Source organism: Arthrobacter sp. MYb224, from assembly GCF_002975455.1.
Taxonomy (GTDB): domain Bacteria; phylum Actinomycetota; class Actinomycetes; order Actinomycetales; family Micrococcaceae; genus Glutamicibacter.
This window is the reverse complement of sequence record NZ_PCPU01000015.1, coordinates 14,076-32,504: the sequence shown is the minus strand read 5'-3', so window position 1 is coordinate 32,504 and position 18,429 is coordinate 14,076. Positions and strand designations below refer to the sequence as shown.

Genomic DNA, 18,429 nt, shown 5'->3' with positions numbered 1-18,429 from the left:
GGGCTAGGGGCTAGGGGCTAGGGGCTATGGGCTATGGGCGAAGGGAGGCAGCTAGTGGAAATGGCCTGCGCATGCTGAGCGGTTCGCCATCAAAATGCGTAATCCATTACGGCGTGAATCGCGGGAACTGCAGTGCCTTCTGATGTGAGCTGTCTTGCTCTTCCTATTTTGCGGCGAATCGAATCGATTGTTAATAAACGCAGGTCAGATACGTGTTTAATGAGATACGCAACGCTGTAGTAAAAGGGAGTCTTGCAGCCGAGAAAGGCCGTCGAGGGGACACCGATGACGTTGATTTAGCGAAAGGGAGTAAACTGGCAGGCGTGTCATTGGACTTCACAGCGCTAGATTTTGAAACGGCGAACGGATTTATCGGCTCGGCCTGCTCGGTCGGCCTAGTAAAGGTCCGTTCCGGACGTATCGTCGAAACCGAACAGTGGTTGCTTCGGCCTCCGGAGGGTTTCGATCATTTCGACCCACGGAACGTCTCGATTCACCACATCACCGAGGATATGGTCACACACTCGCCACGGGTCGGCGAGAAGCTCGGCGACCTGCTGGAGTTCGTCGGTTCAGATGTTCTCGTAGCCCACAACTCGGCTTTCGACTCGGGCGTCATTCGGGCAGCTTCCGAAGCAAGTGAGCTATCGGTACCGCAACTTGCTCACCTTTGCACGGTCAAGCTTTCGCGCAAGGCCTATGATCTGCCGAGCTATTCGCTGCCGTTCGTCGCCGAAGAGGCCGGGCACCCAATCGAAAACCACCACGAAGCCTTGGCTGATGCCGAGGCCTGCGCGTGGGCGATGATCGACATAGCGCAACGCAGCAATGCGAGCACTGTCTTGCAGGCAGCCGATCATTACAAAGTCGGGCTTGGATTGACCGCCGCGTGGAACCCAGGCGAAGAGTTTTCCCGCGCTACCCGTGACGCACAAGGCTGGATAGCCAGCGGCCAACCGCTGCCGCCCCAAGACGCCTTCGGCTCATGGCCGCAGGAAGGCGATAATCCCGAACCGAATTCGAGTGCCGATCCCACGCATCCGTTATACGGACAGGTGATGGTCTTTACCGGCAATCTCGCCGTGCCTCGCCCCAAGGCAAAGCAATGGGCCGCTAACTACGGTGCGCAGACCGCCTCGCGGGTCACCCGGGCAACGACCGCGCTGGTTGTCGGAGATGGGTTTGTGCCGCAGGATCTCTCCAACGGGCGGCTGACCAACAAGGCAAAGCACGTGCTGAAACTGCGTGACAAGGGGCAACGCGTGGAAATCATCTCCGAGGGTGAGTTCATGCAGCTGGTCGAAGGCTTCGGAATGGCCGTTCAGGGTTAAGCACGGCCAGCCGCAACAACGTCTTCAGCCACTAACAACCACGGAGCAACTGTGAGCGGTAAAAATCGCGTGCTAACAAGACTCATGCGCTTCGTCGGCGTGGGCGGGTTCTGCTTTGTGGTGACGCTAGTGGTCAACTACGGTCTGAAATTCACGGTGCTCGAACCGCACCCGACGACCGCTTTCATCATTGCCAACGGTGTTGCGACAATCGTCTCCTTCGTCCTGACCCGGCAGTACACCTTCCAGCATCAGAACGATGCCTTCCGCAAGCGCGTCCAGGCGATCGGATTTTTTGCGGTTTCACTGATTGGCATTGGCATCAACTCGGCCCCGCTGTATGTGTCCCGGTGGATCTTGGGATATCACTATCCGCAGGTCTCCTTCCTGAGCCAGGAAATCGCCGACTTCGTTTCAGGGCCGATCATCGGCACCGTACTGGCCATGGTTTTCCGCTGGTGGGCGCTGCACAAATTTGTCTTCCCGGACACGGAGCAGAACTCCACCACCGGTGAGGAACAAGAGCTAGCTTCATCGTCTAGTGGCTAGCGATCCGGGATCAAGCCAGGAACAACCTCGCCCCAGCAACTCGCATGAGTGTTTAAACGCCCAGATTTGGCGCGCCCGCCTGCCGCGTTTAAGCTCGGTGAATGAACTCTTCTGGAATGGTGGTCGCGGTCACCGGCGGCTCACGAGGCATTGGTGCTGCCATCGTCCAACGCGTTGCAGCCGCGGGGCATAATGTTCTCATCGGCTACCGCCGCGATGAGCAAGCAGCAATCTCCTTAGCGAACAATGTCCGCCAGCAGGGCGGTCATGCGCTCGCCTCCCGCGTAGATGTCACCGATCCGACGTCGTTGGAAGAATTCTTTCGGTCCGGTGAGGCCCTCGGTCCGCTAGCGGGTGTGGTTGCGTCGGCCGGCGCCGTCGAGGCTGTCGGAGCATTGGCCGATCTCGACCCCGAGGCGATCCGGCAGGATCTCGAGGTCAACCTGCTTGGCCCGGTGCTGACCGCACGCGCCGCAATCCCGCGCCTCAAGGCGACGCGCGGTTCGCTGGTGCTTATTGGTTCCGCAGCCTCCACGATTGGCAGCCCCGGTTCCTACGTGCACTATGCTGCCGCGAAGGCAGGCGTGGCCGCCCTTGCCGTCGGGTTGTCAAAGGAGGTCGCCTCGTATGGCGTCCGTGTCAACTGCGTCGAGCCCGGGACCGTCTGGACCGACTTCCACCAGGACCCGCAGCGGCCAGCGAAAGTGGCTGCTGCGATCCCACTGGGGCGCGCCGGAGATCCGGCAGAGATTGCCGGAGCCGTCGCGTGGCTGCTCTCCGAGGATGCCGGGTACACCACCGGGGCGACGCTGCGCGTTGCCGGCGGAATGTGAGAACCCGAGAGTGTTCGCGTGACATCCCGCTGTGGCGTGTACGGCAGGTTTGCCTAGAACCTTGAGAAGTCTGCTCACCTGGTCCCGGCACCAATCTTCCGGAATCCAAGACCAGGCGAGCCAACGATTATGTCGGCACCGTCGCAGCGATACGCGTTTAGACGAGCAGGGCCATCCAACGGTCATGCAGCTCGGAGATAATGTCATCCAACGCGGAGGCAGGGCGGTCGCCCACTGCATCGGAACCATAAACGGCAGCCAACAGGGCTACGGCGTAGGCATCGGTTTCTGGGTCGCGTACGGTGGTCTCGTCGTCTGCTGGCGCCTCTTCGGATTCGACATCGGATTCTTCTTCGGCCTCGGCGGGTCCCTTGTCGGCGAAGTAGGCAGCGTAGGCATCGGTCGGTGACAGGTGCAGCGAATCCCGGACGATCGAAACGACTTGGCGCAGGGCCTCGGCCGAAGGGCCTTCCAGCCCTTCAAGCATGCCTTCCCATTCGCCGGCGGAGCCTTCGGAGCGTTCCATGGCCGAACGAATGATCTTTGCGGCGGCGATGGCCGTGTTGGCAGCCTGGGTATCGTGCGTCAGGAATGCGGCCGAGCGGGCCACGGCAACCGTGGTGTCCACGGGTACGCGGGCCAGCAGTGCGGCAACGGCCGCACGCGGAAGCACTCCGGTTGAATCGGCGTTGGGGCCCGTGGGGCGAACGCGCTGACCCATATCGGCGGAGTTCAGTCCGGCGACATTTTGCGGGTCGCCGGGCAGGATGCCTTCGTGCAGTTCAACCTTGGCGAACTCGGCATCGATCCAGCGTTTCAGCGGTTCGGGCGCTCCGGTAGGGAAAGACCCGGTCAGCTGTGCGTAGCCGCGCAGCGAGGCAAGCCACATACAGGCCGCTTCATCGCTGCCCACACCGTCGTTGGCCCATTCGAGGGCTTCGAGCAGCCCGTCGGCCATATACAGCGGGAGCAATTCGGTGGCGCCGGGATCGATATCGTCGCGGGCGTGGGTTGCGCCGTCGGCTATGCCGAGCAGGATCGCGAACACCTTGTCTGAGTAGTTCTCTGGCAGGAGTGCAATTTCACCGGTTTCATTCACACTCCACATTCTAACCCGGGTATTTCATGAAGGCCGGTAGTCATTAACTGACTTAAAAGATGAAAAGGTGACCTGAACAGGGAAAATGGGAGTGTCTAAGCTTCCAAAATACCCGTTCGAAGGATCACCTTTTCTGTGAACCATTCTACTCACGTTTTCCCTGCTATCCCGACCCAACTCACCGGTCAATCTCTGGTCTCCCATGCAGGGTTGTCGGTGCTGACCAGCTTCCTGAACGCGGTGGACTTCCGCAGGGTATGCGAGGACCGGTTCAGCCAGTTCGTACCCGCTACCGCAACGCACCGGCCAGGCAAGATCCTCGGCGCGCTGGCCCTGTCCTTGGCGGCCGGCGGTGAACAAGCCACAGATATTGACGGTTCTTCCCAGATGAGGGTGTAGGTCGGCCGGGCGCGTCGGTCCGCAGATAGACGTCGAGGTCTCCCGACGATGGAGGTTCCTACGCCATCCATCCGAAAGACCTCGACGTGACCGACGCTACCCCGCCGGCCGGCTTCGGCCGCCCTGACCTGACCGCCTTCGCGTCTCATCCCAATCGACCCTGATCGGGTCTGCTGATCCTCTCGACGAGAACGCAGCGACATCATAGCCACCCAACCCCGACCGTCCGGGAAGCCGGGGCACGTCGCATGGCCTGTGCTGCGGGCGTGTCGAGTGGGGCGTCCAGGGGCGACGCAGGAGCGTCGACGCGACGTGCTGAGAGGTGGTTCTAAGGCATGGCGATAGGTCAGGAACGGCGTCGCTCCCTGCGCAGGAGGGAGCGCAGAGTCTCGGCGTTCGCGTAGCCGACCCGTAGCGCGATCTCGGCGGAGGTGAGGTCCGTGGTTGCTGAGAGGTGCCGAGCTCGTTCGATGCGAAGCCGTTGGACGAAGCCGAGCGGAGTGAGGTTGAGCGCCGCACGGACTCGTCGTTCGAGGGTGCGCCGGCTGGTGCCGAGCGACTGCGCGACGAAGGCGACGTTGAACGGTTCGTCCAGGCGGGCGCGCACGAAGCGTTCGAACTCGACGACGATCGGGTCCTCGTGCCGGAGATGTTCGTAGGCGACGAAGGCAGCCTGCGACGGACGCTCGTCGATGATGAGGAGCTTGGCGACATGTTGGGCCAGGTCGGGGCTGATCGATCGCACGAGTGAGAGCGCGAGGTCGATGTGGGCGAAGGCGGCGCCGGCGGTGACGAGGTTCCCGTCGACCACGACCATGGTGTCGAGATCGAGGGCGACGGTCGGATAGCGCTTCAGGAACTCCGGCCCCAGGAACCAGCTGGTCGTCGCCCGCCGATGATGCATCCGTCCGGTCTCGGCGACGGCGAACACGCCGGTGCACGCCGCGGCGATCCGGGTGGTCGCCTCGTCGAGGCGCCCGAGCGAGGCGATGACCGAACGAGCATCTCGGCTCTGGAGGGCGTCGTTGGTAGCGGCGGCCGTAAGGGTTCCAAGCGCAGGGACGACGACCACGTCGAACTCTCCGGACTCCGACAGCGGGTGGTCCACCGATAGGGTCATCGATGCCGTCGTGGTCACTCGCCGTTTCGGTCCGAGGATGGCGAGTTCGATCGGGTCGATCCGCGGGTCGACATCGCCGCGGGCTCCGTCGGCCACCCGCACGATGTCGATGATCGACGCGATAGCCGAACCGAAGCAGCCGTCGATCGCGATTAGTCCGATACGCATGACGTAAACAATAGCAATACTGCCGTATACGCCACTTCTCACATGCCCTTTTTCGTCATATACTGAACTCGCTTCACCAAGAAACCTCGACACCTAGGAGAACCCCTCATGTCAACACCCGCATCACTTCCGTATGCCTTCGTCGCCAAGATCGTCGCGGCCGATGGACAGCACGACGCGCTCGCCGATCTGCTCGCCGGCGCTGTCGCGCTCGCCAACGAAGAAGTAGGAACGATTGTCTGGTTCGCGGTCAGGACCCACGCCGACACCTTCTGGATCTTCGATGCATTCCCCGACGAGGCCGCTCGCGACGCCCACGCCAACGGCGCCATCGTCGCAGCCCTGATGGCCAACCAGCACCTCCTCGGCGCAGCACCCGAGATCCTGGCGGCCGACGTCCTCGCGTCCAAGCTCCCGTAGTCCGCCAACGCACGAGACCATCGCGCCCCGCCGAGCCGTCGCCAGGTCGCGACACAACGCCACGCTGCGTTGCCGAGCGGTGCGAGGCCTATCGGCACACGGACAGGATGCCGGCCGCGAGCGCTCAGCCTGCGAGGGGTCCGTCGCAGAGGAGAGCGACGTCGGTGTCGGGCAGAGCCGTGAGGCCAGCGCATCGCGCGACCACCAGAACCGAACAGCCCCTGCCCTGCGTTTCCGCAGGTCAGGGGCTGTTCGCCGGAGCCGCCTGTCGGAATCGAACCGACGACCGAATCACGTCGGCTTTGCGTCTATCACTTGATGCGCCCACTGGGCGAACGAGCCGCTGACCTGCGCAAACGCCGAGCGTGGGGGACGCCGCCATCCGGTGGTGACCGACGACGACCGACCAGTACCGACCGTTTCACCGGAGCTTGCGGCGGCGTCGAAGCCGAGTAAGCTCCATTCCTTTAGCTCACCGCGCCCTCCTCCTCGCCGGTCCCGTCGTCGTCGAAGACGTTTCAGGGGTCTTCTCAGATGACGGTGTAGGTCGGCCGGGCGCGTCGGTCCGCAGATAGACGTCGAGGTCTCCCGACGACGGAGGTTCCTACGCCATCCATCCGAAAGACCTCGACGTGTCCGACGCTACCCCGCCGGCCGGCTTCGGCCGCCCTGACCTGACCGCCTTCGCTCGACTCGACGGCCTCGGTCTGAGCGTGACCGGACAACGACTTGAACCGGATCGTGCGGTCCTCGCGTGCCGCGTGGTGGAACCAGATCAGTGGTGCCGACGGTGCGGCAGCGAAGGCGCTGCTCGTGACACCGTGATCCGGCGGTTGGCCCACGAGCCGCTGGGCTGGCGACCGACCGTGCTGGAAGTTGTAGTGCGCCGCTACCGCTGTGCCGACTGCGGGCACGTGTGGCGCCAAGACACCAGCGCCGCGGCGGAGCCACGCGCGAAGCTCTCGCGCACCGGGCTGCGGTGGGCGCTGGAAGGGATCGTGGTCGCACACCTCACCGTCGCCCGTGTCGCCGAGGGACTCGGGGTCGCGTGGGACACCGCCAACAACGCGGTCCTGGCTGAAGGCAAGCGGCTGCTGATCAACGACCCCACGCGGTTTGAGGGCGTGAAGGTCATTGGCGTCGATGAGCACGTCTGGCGCCACACCAGGCGTGGCGACAAGTACGTCACCGTGATCATCGACCTCACCCCGGTCCGCGATGGCGCCGGCCCAGCAAGGCTGCTGGACATGGTCGAGGGCCGGTCGAAGGCGGCGTTCAAGACCTGGCTCGCCGACCGCGACGACGCCTTCCGTGACGCGGTCGAGGTGGTCGCGATGGACGGCTTCACCGGGTTCAAGACCGCCGCTGCAGAGGAGATCCCGGACGCGGTCACGGTGATGGATCCCTTCCACGTCGTGCGCCTGGCCGGTGACGCCCTCGACAGGTGCCGGCGCCGGGTCCAACTCGCGATCCACGGGCACCGTGGGTTCAGGGACGACCCGCTCTACAAGTCGCGGCGCACGCTGCACACCGGCGCGGACCTGCTCACCGACAAGCAGAGCGACAGGCTACGCGCGCTGTTCGTTGATGACGCTCACGTCGAGGTCGAGGCGACCTGGGGTGTCTACCAGCGCATGATCGCCGCCTATCGCCACGAGGACCGGCAACGTGGCCGCGAGCTCATGGAGAAGCTGATCACCGACCTCAGCGCCGGCGTCCCCAAGGTGCTCACCGAGCTCACCACCCTGGGCCGGACCCTGAAGAAGCGAGCCGCTGACGTGCTCGCCTACTTCGAACGACCCGGCACCAGCAACGGGCCGACCGAGGCGCTCAACGGACGGCTCGAACACCTGCGCGGCTCCGCACTCGGGTTCCGCAACCTGACCAACTACATCGCCCGAAGCCTGCTCGAGACCGGCGGCTTCAGACCCCAACTCCTACACCCCCGATTGGGATGAGCCATATTGACCAGCTACGAGCCGCACCAGAACTCTTTGGCTCAGTAGCGTCGGATGCCACGGTTAGCCGATTCATGGGCCGGATCAAAGAACAGCCAGAAGCTTTCTCCTACGGGTTCGCCACCATGACCCGCAGCCTGCGCTCCAAAGTCTGGAATGCGGCCGGGCCGCGGAATCCAGCCCGGCTGGCCACGGCAGCCAATCCGCTGATTATTGACCTCGATGCGTCGCTAGTGCATGTTCATTCTGAGAAGGAAAACAGCGCTGGGACGTATAAAGGTGGGTACGGTTTTTCACCGATGATTGCCATGGCTGACTACGGCAAAGCCAACGGCACCGGCGAAGTCCTCGCCGTGCAGTTGCGCCCGGGAAACCGGGGCGCTAATTCCGCCGCCTCGCATATCGAGGTGCTCGGCCAAGCGCTGGCTCAGTTGCCTGATGATTTCTATGACGAGCACGGGAACCTTCGTGGTGAGAAGATCCTTGTCCGCACAGATAGCGCTGGGTCCTCCCGGGAGTTCTTGCACCACCTGGATTCGTTGGGGCTCCAGTTCTCCACCTCGTATTCGCTGCCGGTGCTCAAGGAGCGGTTCATCCGGTGGATCGATCAGAAGAAGTACTGGGAACCAGCCCTGGACGCTAACGGAGATCAGCGTGATGATGCGTGGGTGATTGATGCAACGAAGGTCTTGGAGTTGAGGCAATACCCGCCTGGAACTCGGATTTACCTGCGTGCTGAGCCGTTGCATCCCGGTGCGAAAGCGAACTTGTTCGATACGGATGGCAATCGGGTGACGGCGTTCTTGACCAATGCTCCGCGGTTCAACGTGGCGTTCCTTGATGCTCGGCATCGTGCCCGTGGCCGGTGCGAAAATCGGATCAAAACGCTCAAGAGCACGGGGTTGGGCAAGCTGCCGTATTGGTCTTTTACCGCGAATCAGGCGTGGGCTGACCTGGCAATGTTCGCCTTGAACTTGGTCGCATGGCTGCAGCTAGCTGCGCTGCCCGGTGGTCATGAAGCTGGGTGTTGGGATCTGAAGCGGTGGCGGTACCGGCTGTTTTCGATGGCTGGGAAAATCGTCTCTGGTGGGCGGCAGCGCCGGCTGTTGATCCCGGTGAGAGCACCAGAAGCGCAGTTGCTTTGCCAGTTGCAGGAAGGTATTGGTGTGTTGTTTCAGCGGTGGCGGCGCGGTGAGCTGGCTGCTTGAATTGGCGGTTGTCCTGTTGTTTCTTTGGTTTTGAAAGATCATTTCAGTCCAGGTCGGTGGAGCCTGGCACCCAGCGCTGGTGTTTCGGCGCTCTTTGGCGTGGGAAGAATCAGTAACGGCCACCGGGAATCCTGGGTAGTGGATTTCGGTGACCGTCAAAGACCTCATGAAAAATCTGGGCTAATGCTCATTCTGTCGGCGCAAGTGCATAAGGTGGATTCATGCGATTGCTTCATACCTCCGACTGGCATTTGGGACGGACCTTCCATGGTGCGTCGTTGCTCGAAACCCAGCGCAACGTACTTCAGGAGATCATCGACATCACCCGCGAACAGCGGGTGGATGCGGTGCTGGTGGCCGGTGACATCTACGACCGGGCGCTGCCACATGTCGATGCGGTCCGCCTCTGCAACTGGGCGCTCGGTGAACTTCGCAAGACCGGGGCGACGCTGATCCTGACCAGCGGCAATCACGATTCCGCCTCACGGCTGGGCTTCGCCTCGGCACTGCTTGACTCCGCCGGGGTGCACATCTTCGCCGAACCCGCACGCATGCTCGAACCGGTGCTGCTCGACGGCGGGGACCACCAGGTGGCCGTCTACGGCATCCCGTTCCTGGAGCCCCGCATGGTGATGGACGAGCTGCAGGTCGATCGGGCCAGCCATGAAGCGGTGGCCGGCGCCGCACTCACGCGCATCGAGGGGCATCTGGCCGGCTTGCGCCAGCAGGGTTCGCCGGTCGTCTCCGTAGCCATGGCTCATCTCTTTGCCGCCGGCGGACAGGGCAGCGACTCCGAACGAGAGCTGAGCACCGGAAATCTGGATGTGGTGCCGGCGCACCTGTTTGAGAACTTTGACTACACCGCGCTGGGACACCTGCATGGCCGGCAACGCATTACCGAACACATCCGCTATTCGGGTTCCCCCTTGGCCTACTCGTTCTCCGAGGTGAACCAGCGCAAGGGCGTGTGGCTGATCGATACCGGAGCCGAAGGCATCACCGGGTACCAGGAGGTCATCCTCTCGGTGCCTAAAAAGCTGGCCGTGCTCCGCGGAGACTTGGCGGACCTGCTCGCCGATGAGTCCCTCGAATACGCCCAGGACGCCTGGTGCCAGGTGACCCTGACCGATCCCGAACGTCCGGCCGATGCGATGAGCAAGGTGCGGACTCGATTCCCGGACACGGTGGTGCTGGCTTTCGACCCGCAAGGCGGCAAGGCGAAGGAAAAGTCCAGCTACTCCGAACGCATGGCCAAGGCGACCAGCACCGCGCAGGTCTGCTCGGACTTCATCGAACATGTCAGGGACCGGCACCCCGATGAACTCGAACGCGAATTGCTCGATTCGGTCATCCGCAGCACTCGTGAAGCACAGGTGAGCAAATGAGAATCCATCGGCTTAGAATTCAGGCTTTCGGCCCATTCGCTGGCGTCGAAGAAGTCAATTTCGACGAGCTGGCCTCCGGCGGACTGTTCTTGCTCGACGGTCCGACCGGTGCCGGGAAATCCAGCATCCTCGACGCGATCTGCTACGGCATCTATGGATCCTTGCCTGGAAATCGAGCCGGCAGCCGGCAGATCCGTTCGGACCATGCGGCGCTGGGAGTCGAACCGCAGGTCATCTGCGAGCTGACCATCGGGGACCGGCGATTCGAGGTCACCCGGTCGCCGGCATGGATGCGCCCGAGCAAACGCGGCAAGAATGGCATCACCGAACAAAAGGCATCCAGCGCGTTGCGCGAATTGGTCAAGGGGCAATGGGAAGCTCTCTCCACACGCAACGACGAGGTAGGCCAGGTCCTCGGGGGCCTCTTGGGACTGGACCGCGATCAATTCACCAAGGTGGTGATGCTTCCGCAAGGTGGCTTCGCCGACTTCCTGCGCGCCAAGGCCACCGCCCGTGAAGAGCTGTTGAGCAACCTCTTCGACACCAGCGATTACGCGAAGATCGAGGAAGAATTCAACGTACGGCTAGGCGAGGAACGCAAGAAGGCCGCCGCTGTTGAAGCGACGCTCAGCGCGCGTGAAAATGGCATACGCGAGGAAGCCACCGAGTACTTGGGGGCCCACGAAACGGGGGACCCGGAAGAGCCCGTGGAAGAGGTGGAGCAACCACTGGATTTAGCCGCAGAATTTGCGGGCTACGATGCCCGAATTCTTGCTCTAGCCACGGCGCATCAGGAAAACTGCGCAAACCAACGAATGCAACGCGACAAGGCGCTTAAAAACCAGCAATCCCTGGACGAACGCCGCCGCGTATTTGCCCGCCACGCCGAATTGCTGAGCCTGGAGGCAGAGCAAGAACGCATGCATCCCGCAGCCGTCCTTGCCGGACAGGGCCTTGAGCTCCATGGACGGGCCGCCGGAATCCGCGGCTATGAGGCTCAACTCAAGGACACGCAACGTGCGCTGAAAGAACTGACCGCGCCGTGGGAAGACAGCAAAGCCCAACTGCTGAAGGAGCACGGACTGCGGCTCCAGCCCAACGCCGAAGACCTTGAGAACATCCGAGTGCGCACGCTGAAATTGAGCAATCGGCTCGCAGTCCTCAAGGCGGCGGTGAGCGATGAGGCCAAGCAACAACGCCTTCGCCAAGAACTCAAAGAATCGATCGAACTGGCCGCCAAGCAGCTCAAGTCCCGCAGCGACGCGGAGAAGACGCTCGAACAATTGCGCCTTGGGCGCGATGAGCTTGCTGCGGATCCGGACAAGCTCGACGCGGTAGCCGCCGCCACGGCAAAACAACAGGCAACCGAAGAGCTGAAAACCGCGCAGGACTTGGTTGGCCAGGTCAAACTCCGCGATAAGCTCCGTATTGCGCTGACCAAAGCCGACATCGAGTATGCCGAGCAGAGCCTGAAGCTCAACGCCGCGGAAAATACGCATATCGCCGCGCAACGCACCCAACTGGAACAGAGCGCGCTGCGTCTTGCGGCGGCACTCGAAGACGGATCGCCCTGCCTGGTGTGCGGTTCGCTGGAACATCCACGGCCGGCCCAAGCCGAAGCCGGTGCCGAACTGATCGACGACGAACGGCTCGAAGCGCTGGAGAAAGAAGTCCAGGACGAACGCGACCTCCAGCAACGCAAGGCCAAGGCCCGTGACATCGCGACCACCAAATTCGAGGCAGCGGCCGAAGCCGCCCAGGAACTAACCGTTGAGGCGGGCCAGGCCAAAGCCGGCGAAGCGCAGGAAGCACTCGACGCGGCCGTTGCCGCACAAGCCCAGACTGCCGAGCTGGTTCGAAAACTCGAATCCCTGCGCACGCGCATCGAAGTAGAGACCGCGAAGGTCGCCGCGGCAGCGATGGACCACGCCGCGAGTACCAAGCAAGTGGAGTCCCTGAACACGCAGATTTCCGAGCTCGAGGAGAAACTCAGGCAGCTGCGTGAAGGCAGTGATTTGGGCATCGATGACGTAGTGCTGAAGGTACGCGCAGAATTCACGATCTTCAATCGCGCCTTGAACACGCTCAAGGACTACCTAGCGGCGGTGGATTCCGCGCAGAAGGCCCAAGAGAGCTGGACTCGTGAACGCGAAGAGGCCGGATTCGACGAGGACGCGAAATATGCGGCGGCGCTGCTGTCCACGGAGGCGCGCGAGGAATTCGAGCGCATCCATCACCAGGACACCGTACGTTCCAGCGCCATTGCCACGCTCAAGGGCTCCGAAGACTACCGGCGTGCCCGGGAATTCAGCGCCGCGGGCATTAAAACACCGACCGAGGAAGACCTGCGCGAGGCACGGGAGAACGCCAAATTGGCCGAGGAGCTGTTCGAGAGCGCACGCCAGGACGAGGTGCTCGCGCAGACCCAACTCGAACGGCTGCGCAAATCCGTCACGGCACTGGCCGAGTATCGTTCGGAATCAGGACCGGTGATCGACGCATACCGGCGCCTTCGCGACCTCGCCGAAGTAATTCGTGGTGGGGGAGAGAACAAGTACAAAATGACGCTCAGCACCTATGTGCTGGCGGCGCGCTTGGAAGAAGTCGCCGCGGCCGCGACCGAGCGATTGATGATCATGTCCTCGAATCGCTACTCCTTGCACCATGATGATTCGACCCGCGGCAACTCGAAGTCCGGTCTGGGCTTGCGTGTGCGTGATTCATGGACCGGCAAGGAACGCGATACCCAGACGCTGTCCGGCGGTGAAACCTTCATGGCCTCGCTGGCGCTCGCGCTTGGTCTGGCCGACGTCATTTCCCATCACAGCGGTGCCGTGGACATGCAGACGCTCTTCGTCGATGAAGGCTTCGGCTCCCTTGATGCGGAGACCCTGGAGCAGGTTATGGAAGCGCTGGAATCGCTGCGTGCCGGAGGGCGGATGATCGGCCTGGTTTCACACGTTTCAGAGATGAAACAACGCATTTCCAACCGTGTCACGGTCACCAAGACGCAGCATGGGTCGACCATCGATATGACTCCGGAAGTGATGCTCGCTATATGAGCTAGACATTGCCGAAGACGCTGGTATGTTGAAAGTAGTGCCATCAGGCATGTCTGGGAAATTTTGTGTGTCGGGGGGCGTGGGACGACACACGCTTTGTTGTGGAGAATTGTTGACTCAACATATGTTGTCCAACGAACCAAACGAAATCATCGAACCTAAACCAGGTTTTGCATCATTGGTTCCGATGGTTGGTACCGCGTACCTTCCGTTATCTTTCTTTGCCCGGCTTCCGCTGGCAATGCTCACCATCGGGTCCATGACCCTGGTGACTGCCTCCTCGGGATCCTATGCACTCGGCGGCCTGAGCGCCGCCATGGTCGGCTTGGGTTCGGCCATCGGCGGACCGACGCTCGGCTATCTGGCCGACCGCTTAGGGCAGCGCCCGGTCCTCATTCCGGCTGCGATCCTGCACACCATCTTGCTGCTCATACTCACCTGGTATGGAAACAGCGGGCCGGGCATGGTGGTCGGCGTGCTCGTGCTGATTTCCCTGCTTGCCGGTGCCACCGGCCCGCAAGTCGGCCCGATGTCGCGGGTGCGCTGGATTTCGATGACACGCCAGCAGAAGAGAAACCCGAAGGTGCTCACCGCTGCGCTCAGCCTTGAATCCATGCTCGACGAGCTCGGCTTCGTCTTTGGCCCGGTAGCCGTTGGCCTGCTGGCATCGCTGCTGCACCCCACCTTGCCATTGTTGATTGCCGCGGTGCTCACCGTGGTGCTCGTCCCGGTCTTTGCCAAGCACCGCACCGGTGACGCGGTGAAGCTGCACGCCGCCACCGCGCAGACCGGAAGGGTTCGCATCGGTCGTGCCCGGCTCGCCGCGATTGGCGCACTGGTTATGGGCATGATCGGATTGGGCACCGTCTTTGGCTCATCGGCCGCGGGCACCCTCGCCTTTGCCGGCGCCCAGGGGGACTCGAACCAGGGCGGACTGCTCTACGGAGCGATGGGAATTTCCAGCGCCTTGGCTGCCGTGTCCGTGGCCGCCTGGCCGCAAGGGTTCAGCCAGATCAACCGCTGGATCACCTGCGGCTTGGCGCTGACTATCGCCAGCTTCGGATTGCATTTTGCGGCAACCGTCCCATGGATGCTGCTGGCCTTGTTCGTCGCAGGCTTCGCGGTGGGGCCGGTCATCGTGACGGTGATGACCCTCGGCGGGGAGGTCGCTCCGCCGAAGTTGCTGTCCACCGTGATGACGCTGCTGTCGGCGGGCATCGTGGTGGGTACCTCGATCGGGAACGGATTGGCCGGGCTGCTCGCCGACTCGGCAGGCTATCTCGGGGCCTTCTGGGTCTCCAGCGCGGCCGCATTCCTGATACTGCTCGCCGCATTGGCCATGAAGCTGATCGTCTCCCGGGCGCCGTCCTTGTCGCGGGTACGGTAGCGTAGCTTGTGATTCAGCGAAGGCTCCTTCCCGGGTGGGAAGGAGCCTTCGCTCATCTGTGGTGCTTTTGCTGGCGCTAGTCCAGCTCGTCGCCGATGTTCAGCGCAGCTTCCTTGAGCGCGCGGACAATGCGTTCGCGATCATCCACGGTGCTCGTGGCGAAGACTACCGCGATCGCCGCAGGTGTTGGCCCGTTGTGGGAGATGGGAACCGCAATGGCCGTGACACCTTGGATCACTTCATCCTCACTGGTGGCGTACCCCTCGATGCGCGCGGCGCGCGCAGGCTCCCGGTACTCGATACCGGTTTGCATCGCGTCCCATTGGCCGCGCGTGTATTTGGACTGGATCGCGATCCCCGGGGCACCGATATCCATGCCATGGACCGAACCGGGGCGGTGAACGATGGCGCGGTGCGAGTGCAGCGGTTCGACCGACTGCAAGGTGGTGCACATGTCATGCTCCCAGACGGCGATGAAGGCGGTCATCGACAGTTCGTTGGCGATCTTGGTCAGCTCCGGCATCGCGGCGGTTTGCAGGTCACGCTGCACCGACCGGGCCAGCGCCGCTAATCCCGAGGCGGTTCGAATCCGGCCGGCTTCGTCGCGGCTGAGCAGACGGTGCTCTTCCAAGGTGCGCAATATCCGGTAGGCGATGGAACGGTGCACGTCGAGCTCGGCGGCGATTTCCGCGATGGTCAGATTGACCGTGGAGTCCGCAACGATCTCCAATACCCGGATACCACGAGACAAAGTTTGCGAGGATGACATCTTCTTCATTCCGGCGCTGCCGCCGAAAATTCCGACGGACAAATCGCCTTGGGCTCGACGCTAGTAGTTCTCAAAGCGAGTCTAAGGGTTCTCTATCCGAACGGCGAATTCGTTTTTTGAATTTCCTTGCCCCGCAGGTCTGCTGAATCGCCCGTGGCCCCACGGCCCGAAGTGTGGCCCGCACCTCGTTGGCTTGTGAGGATGATCACTCATAATCTACTATTGGTTTGTTACCCGTCCGAACGGTCGGTATTTAATCGCATCTTCAGCTGAGGACACTCGCACATGTCTACAACCGTATCCCGCACCCAGGAAGAGCGGCGCGTTCTCGCCGGCACCCTGGTCGGTACCACCATCGAGTGGTACGACTTCTTCATTTTTGCCCAGCTCACCGCAACCTTGCTGACTCCGCTGTTCCTGGAACCGCTGGGTGAATCGAACCCTGCGTTGGCGCAGATCCTTTCCTTCGCCATGATCGGCATTTCCTTCTTCTTCCGTCCGTTGGGCGCCGTCGTGGCTGGCCACCTGGGCGACCGCTACGGCCGGAAGAAGATCCTGGTGCTGACGCTGATCCTCATGGGCGTGGCCACCTCGCTGATCGGCGTCTTGCCGACCTACGCTGCGATCGGCATCGGCGCGCCAATCCTGCTGGTGCTTTTGCGTGTGATCCAGGGCTTCTCGGCAGGTGGCGAATGGGGCGGAGCGGCGCTGATGGCCGTGGAGCACGCACCGAATGCCCGTCGTGGCTACTTTGGCGCCTTCCCGCAGATCGGTGTGCCCATCGGCATGATTCTGGCCACCGGGCTGCTGTTCATCCTGCGGGTGTCGATGACTCCCGAACAGTTCCAGTCATGGGGCTGGCGCATTCCATTCCTGCTGTCGGTGGTGCTGATTCTTGTCGGCTACATGATTCGCCGCGCGGTGGAAGAGTCCCCGGTCTTCAAGGCCATGGCACAGCGCAAGGCTTCGGAGCACACCCCGCTGCGCGAACTGATGAGCACGAACCTCAAGCAGGTACTGCAGGCGGCGCTGATCTTCGTTTCCAACAACGCGGCCGGTTACCTGGTGATCGCGTTCTTCATCTCCTACACCACCAAGGTGCTGGGGATGGAGCTGGCGCCGATCCTGCTGGCGACCACCATCGGCTCGGTCGGCTGGCTGATCTTCACCCTGGTCGGCGGCTGGCTTTCGGATAGGATCGGACGCCGCAATACGTTCGTCATCGGCTACGGGATTGTGTTCGTCTGGATGATTCCGATGTTCATGCTCGTGGACACCGCGAATATCGTGCTCTACACGATCGGGATTTTTGTGCTCACCATCGGCCTGGGTCTTTCCTACGGCCCGCAGTCGGCGATGTACGCCGAGATGTTCCCGGCACGCATCCGCTACTCGGGCATCTCCATCGGCTACGCGCTCGGTTCGATCCTCGGCGGCGCCTTCGCCGCTACCGTCGCGCAGATCCTGCTGACCGCTACCGGTTGGTCCGGTTCGATCGCGGTCTACATTATGGTGCTGACCGTGATTTCCGCCGGCGCTGTGCTGTGGGTTGGCGAAACCCAGGGCCGCAACCTGCATCTGGAAGAAGTTGAAGGCGAAGAGGCTCCGGCATCCACCCTCGGCTAGTCATGCCGCGGCCAAAACAATAACTTAATAGCGGCGACGCGCCCACCGGCCTAGGCCGGTGGGCGCGTTGTCGATGAACGCACGATGAGCCGATGCTTGATCTGGTGCCCCTCGGCGGCTTCCAGCCCGCGGATGGTGCGCAGCAGCATCGCCACGGCCGTTTCGCCCTGTTCATGCGGACGCTGCTCGATGGTTGTCAGGCCGAACATTTCGGCGAGCTCATGATTGTCGATGCCGATCACCGACAGATCGTGGGGAAGCTGCAGGCCCAGATCCCGGGCGGCGAGCATCGCCCCGATGGCCATCTCATCGCTCGCGGCAAAGATCGCGGTGGGGCGGTGCCCCGGGTGGCCGAGCAGCTGCTTGGCCGCCTCGTAGCCTTGGGCCATGGTGAAATCAGCACCCATATACAATTCGTCGTCCACGCTCAGGCCGGCTTCGCGCAAGGCGCGTTCGTATCCGGCGCGGCGCTGGGTGGGGAGCTGGAAATCCAGGTCGGTTTCCTGGCTGCCGCCGATATGCGCGATCCGCGTATGGCCCAAGGTGATCAGGTGTTCGGTGGCCAGGGCCGCGACGGCTTCCTCATTCAAATACAAGGTGGGTGCCCCGGGCAGCGGCCCGCCCACTCCCACCAGGGGTTTATCCAGTGCATGCAGGGCGGCTACCTCGGCTTCGCTGAGCTCGACGTTCACCGCGATCACCGCGTCCACGCGTTGGCGCAAGAGGAAATCTGAGAAGACCTTTTCGCGCTGATCGACGTCCTTGCTCAACTGGTACAGCGTGGTGTCGTAGCCTTCGCGCATCAGCGCCGTGCTGATCCCTTCGAGCACCGAACCGTAGTACCAGCGGTTGATCATCGGCACCAGCACCCCGATATTGCGCGTTCGCCCCGAGGCCAGCCCCGAGGCGCTGGAGGAGACGACGTAGTCCAGCTCGTCGGCCGCGCGGCGCACCGCGGCCAGGGTGGTGGCCGAGACGTTGCCGCGGCCCGAAAGCGCTCGGGAAACGGTGGCGATGGAAACCCCTGCGGCTTCAGCCACGTCCTTGATACCGGCCACGTTGACCCTTCCTCGATGAATTGCTGAGCGGGTGCGGCATCCGTTGCCCGGATGCCG

13 protein-coding genes and 2 pseudogenes are annotated in these 18,429 nt (G+C 62.5%); 11 read left to right on the top strand and 4 right to left on the bottom strand.

Annotated features, from left to right (window positions below; all coding sequences use genetic code 11):
• Positions 1-323: 323 nt before the first annotated feature.
• The 3 genes from CQ017_RS17690 to CQ017_RS17680 all read left to right on the top strand — a co-directional run bounded on the left by CQ017_RS17690 (position 324) and on the right by CQ017_RS17680 (position 2,713).
• Complete coding sequence (locus CQ017_RS17690; RefSeq protein ID WP_105554808.1) at positions 324-1,331, top strand: exonuclease domain-containing protein; 1,008 nt, start codon at positions 324-326, stop codon at positions 1,329-1,331.
• 51 nt (positions 1,332-1,382) lie between these two features.
• The gene (locus CQ017_RS17685) at positions 1,383-1,880 is read left to right on the top strand and encodes a GtrA family protein (protein WP_146112533.1); all 498 of its coding nucleotides are present in this window, start codon (positions 1,383-1,385) and stop codon (positions 1,878-1,880) included.
• A 101-nt stretch (positions 1,881-1,981) separates the two neighbouring features.
• The gene (locus CQ017_RS17680) at positions 1,982-2,713 is read left to right on the top strand and encodes an SDR family NAD(P)-dependent oxidoreductase (protein WP_105554806.1); all 732 of its coding nucleotides are present in this window, start codon (positions 1,982-1,984) and stop codon (positions 2,711-2,713) included.
• A gap of 157 nt (positions 2,714-2,870) precedes the next feature.
• On the opposite strand, the gene CQ017_RS17675 is transcribed toward CQ017_RS17680, so the two are convergent.
• A complete protein-coding gene (locus CQ017_RS17675; RefSeq protein ID WP_181150460.1) occupies positions 2,871-3,812 on the bottom strand; it encodes an ADP-ribosylglycohydrolase family protein in 942 nt (313 codons plus the stop codon).
• A 135-nt stretch (positions 3,813-3,947) separates the two neighbouring features.
• On the opposite strand from CQ017_RS17675, the pseudogene CQ017_RS17670 reads away from it, so the two are divergent.
• A pseudogene (locus CQ017_RS17670) lies at positions 3,948-4,187 on the top strand (IS1380 family transposase); the annotation flags it as partial.
• A gap of 370 nt (positions 4,188-4,557) precedes the next feature.
• Here the strand turns inward: CQ017_RS17670 and CQ017_RS17665 are convergent.
• Complete coding sequence (locus CQ017_RS17665) at positions 4,558-5,499, bottom strand: GlxA family transcriptional regulator (protein WP_096222961.1); 942 nt, start codon at positions 5,497-5,499, stop codon at positions 4,558-4,560.
• A gap of 108 nt (positions 5,500-5,607) precedes the next feature.
• Here CQ017_RS17665 and CQ017_RS17660 point away from each other — a divergent pair, with 108 nt between their 5' ends.
• From CQ017_RS17660 to CQ017_RS17635, 6 genes and pseudogenes are all read left to right on the top strand, one after another.
• Positions 5,608-5,919, top strand: coding sequence for a putative quinol monooxygenase (locus CQ017_RS17660; RefSeq protein ID WP_003941073.1), 312 nt, complete (start codon positions 5,608-5,610; stop codon positions 5,917-5,919).
• Positions 5,920-6,551: 632 nt separating this feature from the next.
• The gene (locus CQ017_RS17655; protein WP_026138135.1) at positions 6,552-7,877 is read left to right on the top strand and encodes an ISL3-like element ISPfr2 family transposase; all 1,326 of its coding nucleotides are present in this window, start codon (positions 6,552-6,554) and stop codon (positions 7,875-7,877) included.
• A 5-nt stretch (positions 7,878-7,882) separates the two neighbouring features.
• A pseudogene (locus CQ017_RS17650) lies at positions 7,883-9,085 on the top strand (IS1380 family transposase); the annotation flags it as partial.
• A 221-nt stretch (positions 9,086-9,306) separates the two neighbouring features.
• Positions 9,307-10,470, top strand: a complete 1,164-nt coding sequence (locus CQ017_RS17645; RefSeq protein WP_105554804.1) for an exonuclease SbcCD subunit D — start codon at positions 9,307-9,309, stop codon at positions 10,468-10,470.
• On the top strand, positions 10,467-13,532 hold the full coding sequence (locus CQ017_RS17640) for an AAA family ATPase (RefSeq protein WP_105554803.1): 3,066 nt from the start codon (positions 10,467-10,469) through the stop codon (positions 13,530-13,532). Before CQ017_RS17645 ends, CQ017_RS17640 begins: the two co-directional genes overlap by 4 nt.
• 124 nt (positions 13,533-13,656) lie before the next feature.
• On the top strand, positions 13,657-14,919 hold the full coding sequence (locus CQ017_RS17635; protein WP_258133794.1) for an MFS transporter: 1,263 nt from the start codon (positions 13,657-13,659) through the stop codon (positions 14,917-14,919).
• 76 nt (positions 14,920-14,995) lie between these two features.
• Here the strand turns inward: CQ017_RS17635 and CQ017_RS17630 are convergent, their stop codons facing one another.
• On the bottom strand, positions 14,996-15,730 hold the full coding sequence (locus CQ017_RS17630) for an IclR family transcriptional regulator (RefSeq protein WP_258133793.1): 735 nt from the start codon (positions 15,728-15,730) through the stop codon (positions 14,996-14,998).
• A 243-nt stretch (positions 15,731-15,973) separates the two neighbouring features.
• On the opposite strand from CQ017_RS17630, the gene CQ017_RS17625 reads away from it, so the two are divergent.
• Positions 15,974-17,314: an MFS transporter gene (locus tag CQ017_RS17625; RefSeq protein WP_105554801.1), complete on the top strand. Its 1,341-nt coding sequence runs from the start codon at positions 15,974-15,976 to the stop codon at positions 17,312-17,314.
• A 50-nt stretch (positions 17,315-17,364) separates the two neighbouring features.
• Here the strand turns inward: CQ017_RS17625 and CQ017_RS17620 are convergent, their stop codons facing one another.
• The gene (locus CQ017_RS17620; protein WP_105554800.1) at positions 17,365-18,372 is read right to left on the bottom strand and encodes a LacI family DNA-binding transcriptional regulator; all 1,008 of its coding nucleotides are present in this window, start codon (positions 18,370-18,372) and stop codon (positions 17,365-17,367) included.
• Positions 18,373-18,429: the final 57 nt, after the last annotated feature.

Coding starts and splice junctions, on each gene's coding strand:
- CQ017_RS17645 (WP_105554804.1), top strand. CDS start 9,307: ATGCGATTGCTTCATACCTCCGACTGGCATTTGGGACGGACCTTCCAT.
- CQ017_RS17680 (WP_105554806.1), top strand. CDS start 1,982: ATGAACTCTTCTGGAATGGTGGTCGCGGTCACCGGCGGCTCACGAGGC.
- CQ017_RS17665 (WP_096222961.1), bottom strand. CDS start 5,499: ATGCGTATCGGACTAATCGCGATCGACGGCTGCTTCGGTTCGGCTATC.
- CQ017_RS17625 (WP_105554801.1), top strand. CDS start 15,974: ATGTCTACAACCGTATCCCGCACCCAGGAAGAGCGGCGCGTTCTCGCC.
- CQ017_RS17660 (WP_003941073.1), top strand. CDS start 5,608: ATGTCAACACCCGCATCACTTCCGTATGCCTTCGTCGCCAAGATCGTC.
- CQ017_RS17640 (WP_105554803.1), top strand. CDS start 10,467: ATGAGAATCCATCGGCTTAGAATTCAGGCTTTCGGCCCATTCGCTGGC.
- CQ017_RS17635 (WP_258133794.1), top strand. CDS start 13,657: ATGTTGTCCAACGAACCAAACGAAATCATCGAACCTAAACCAGGTTTT.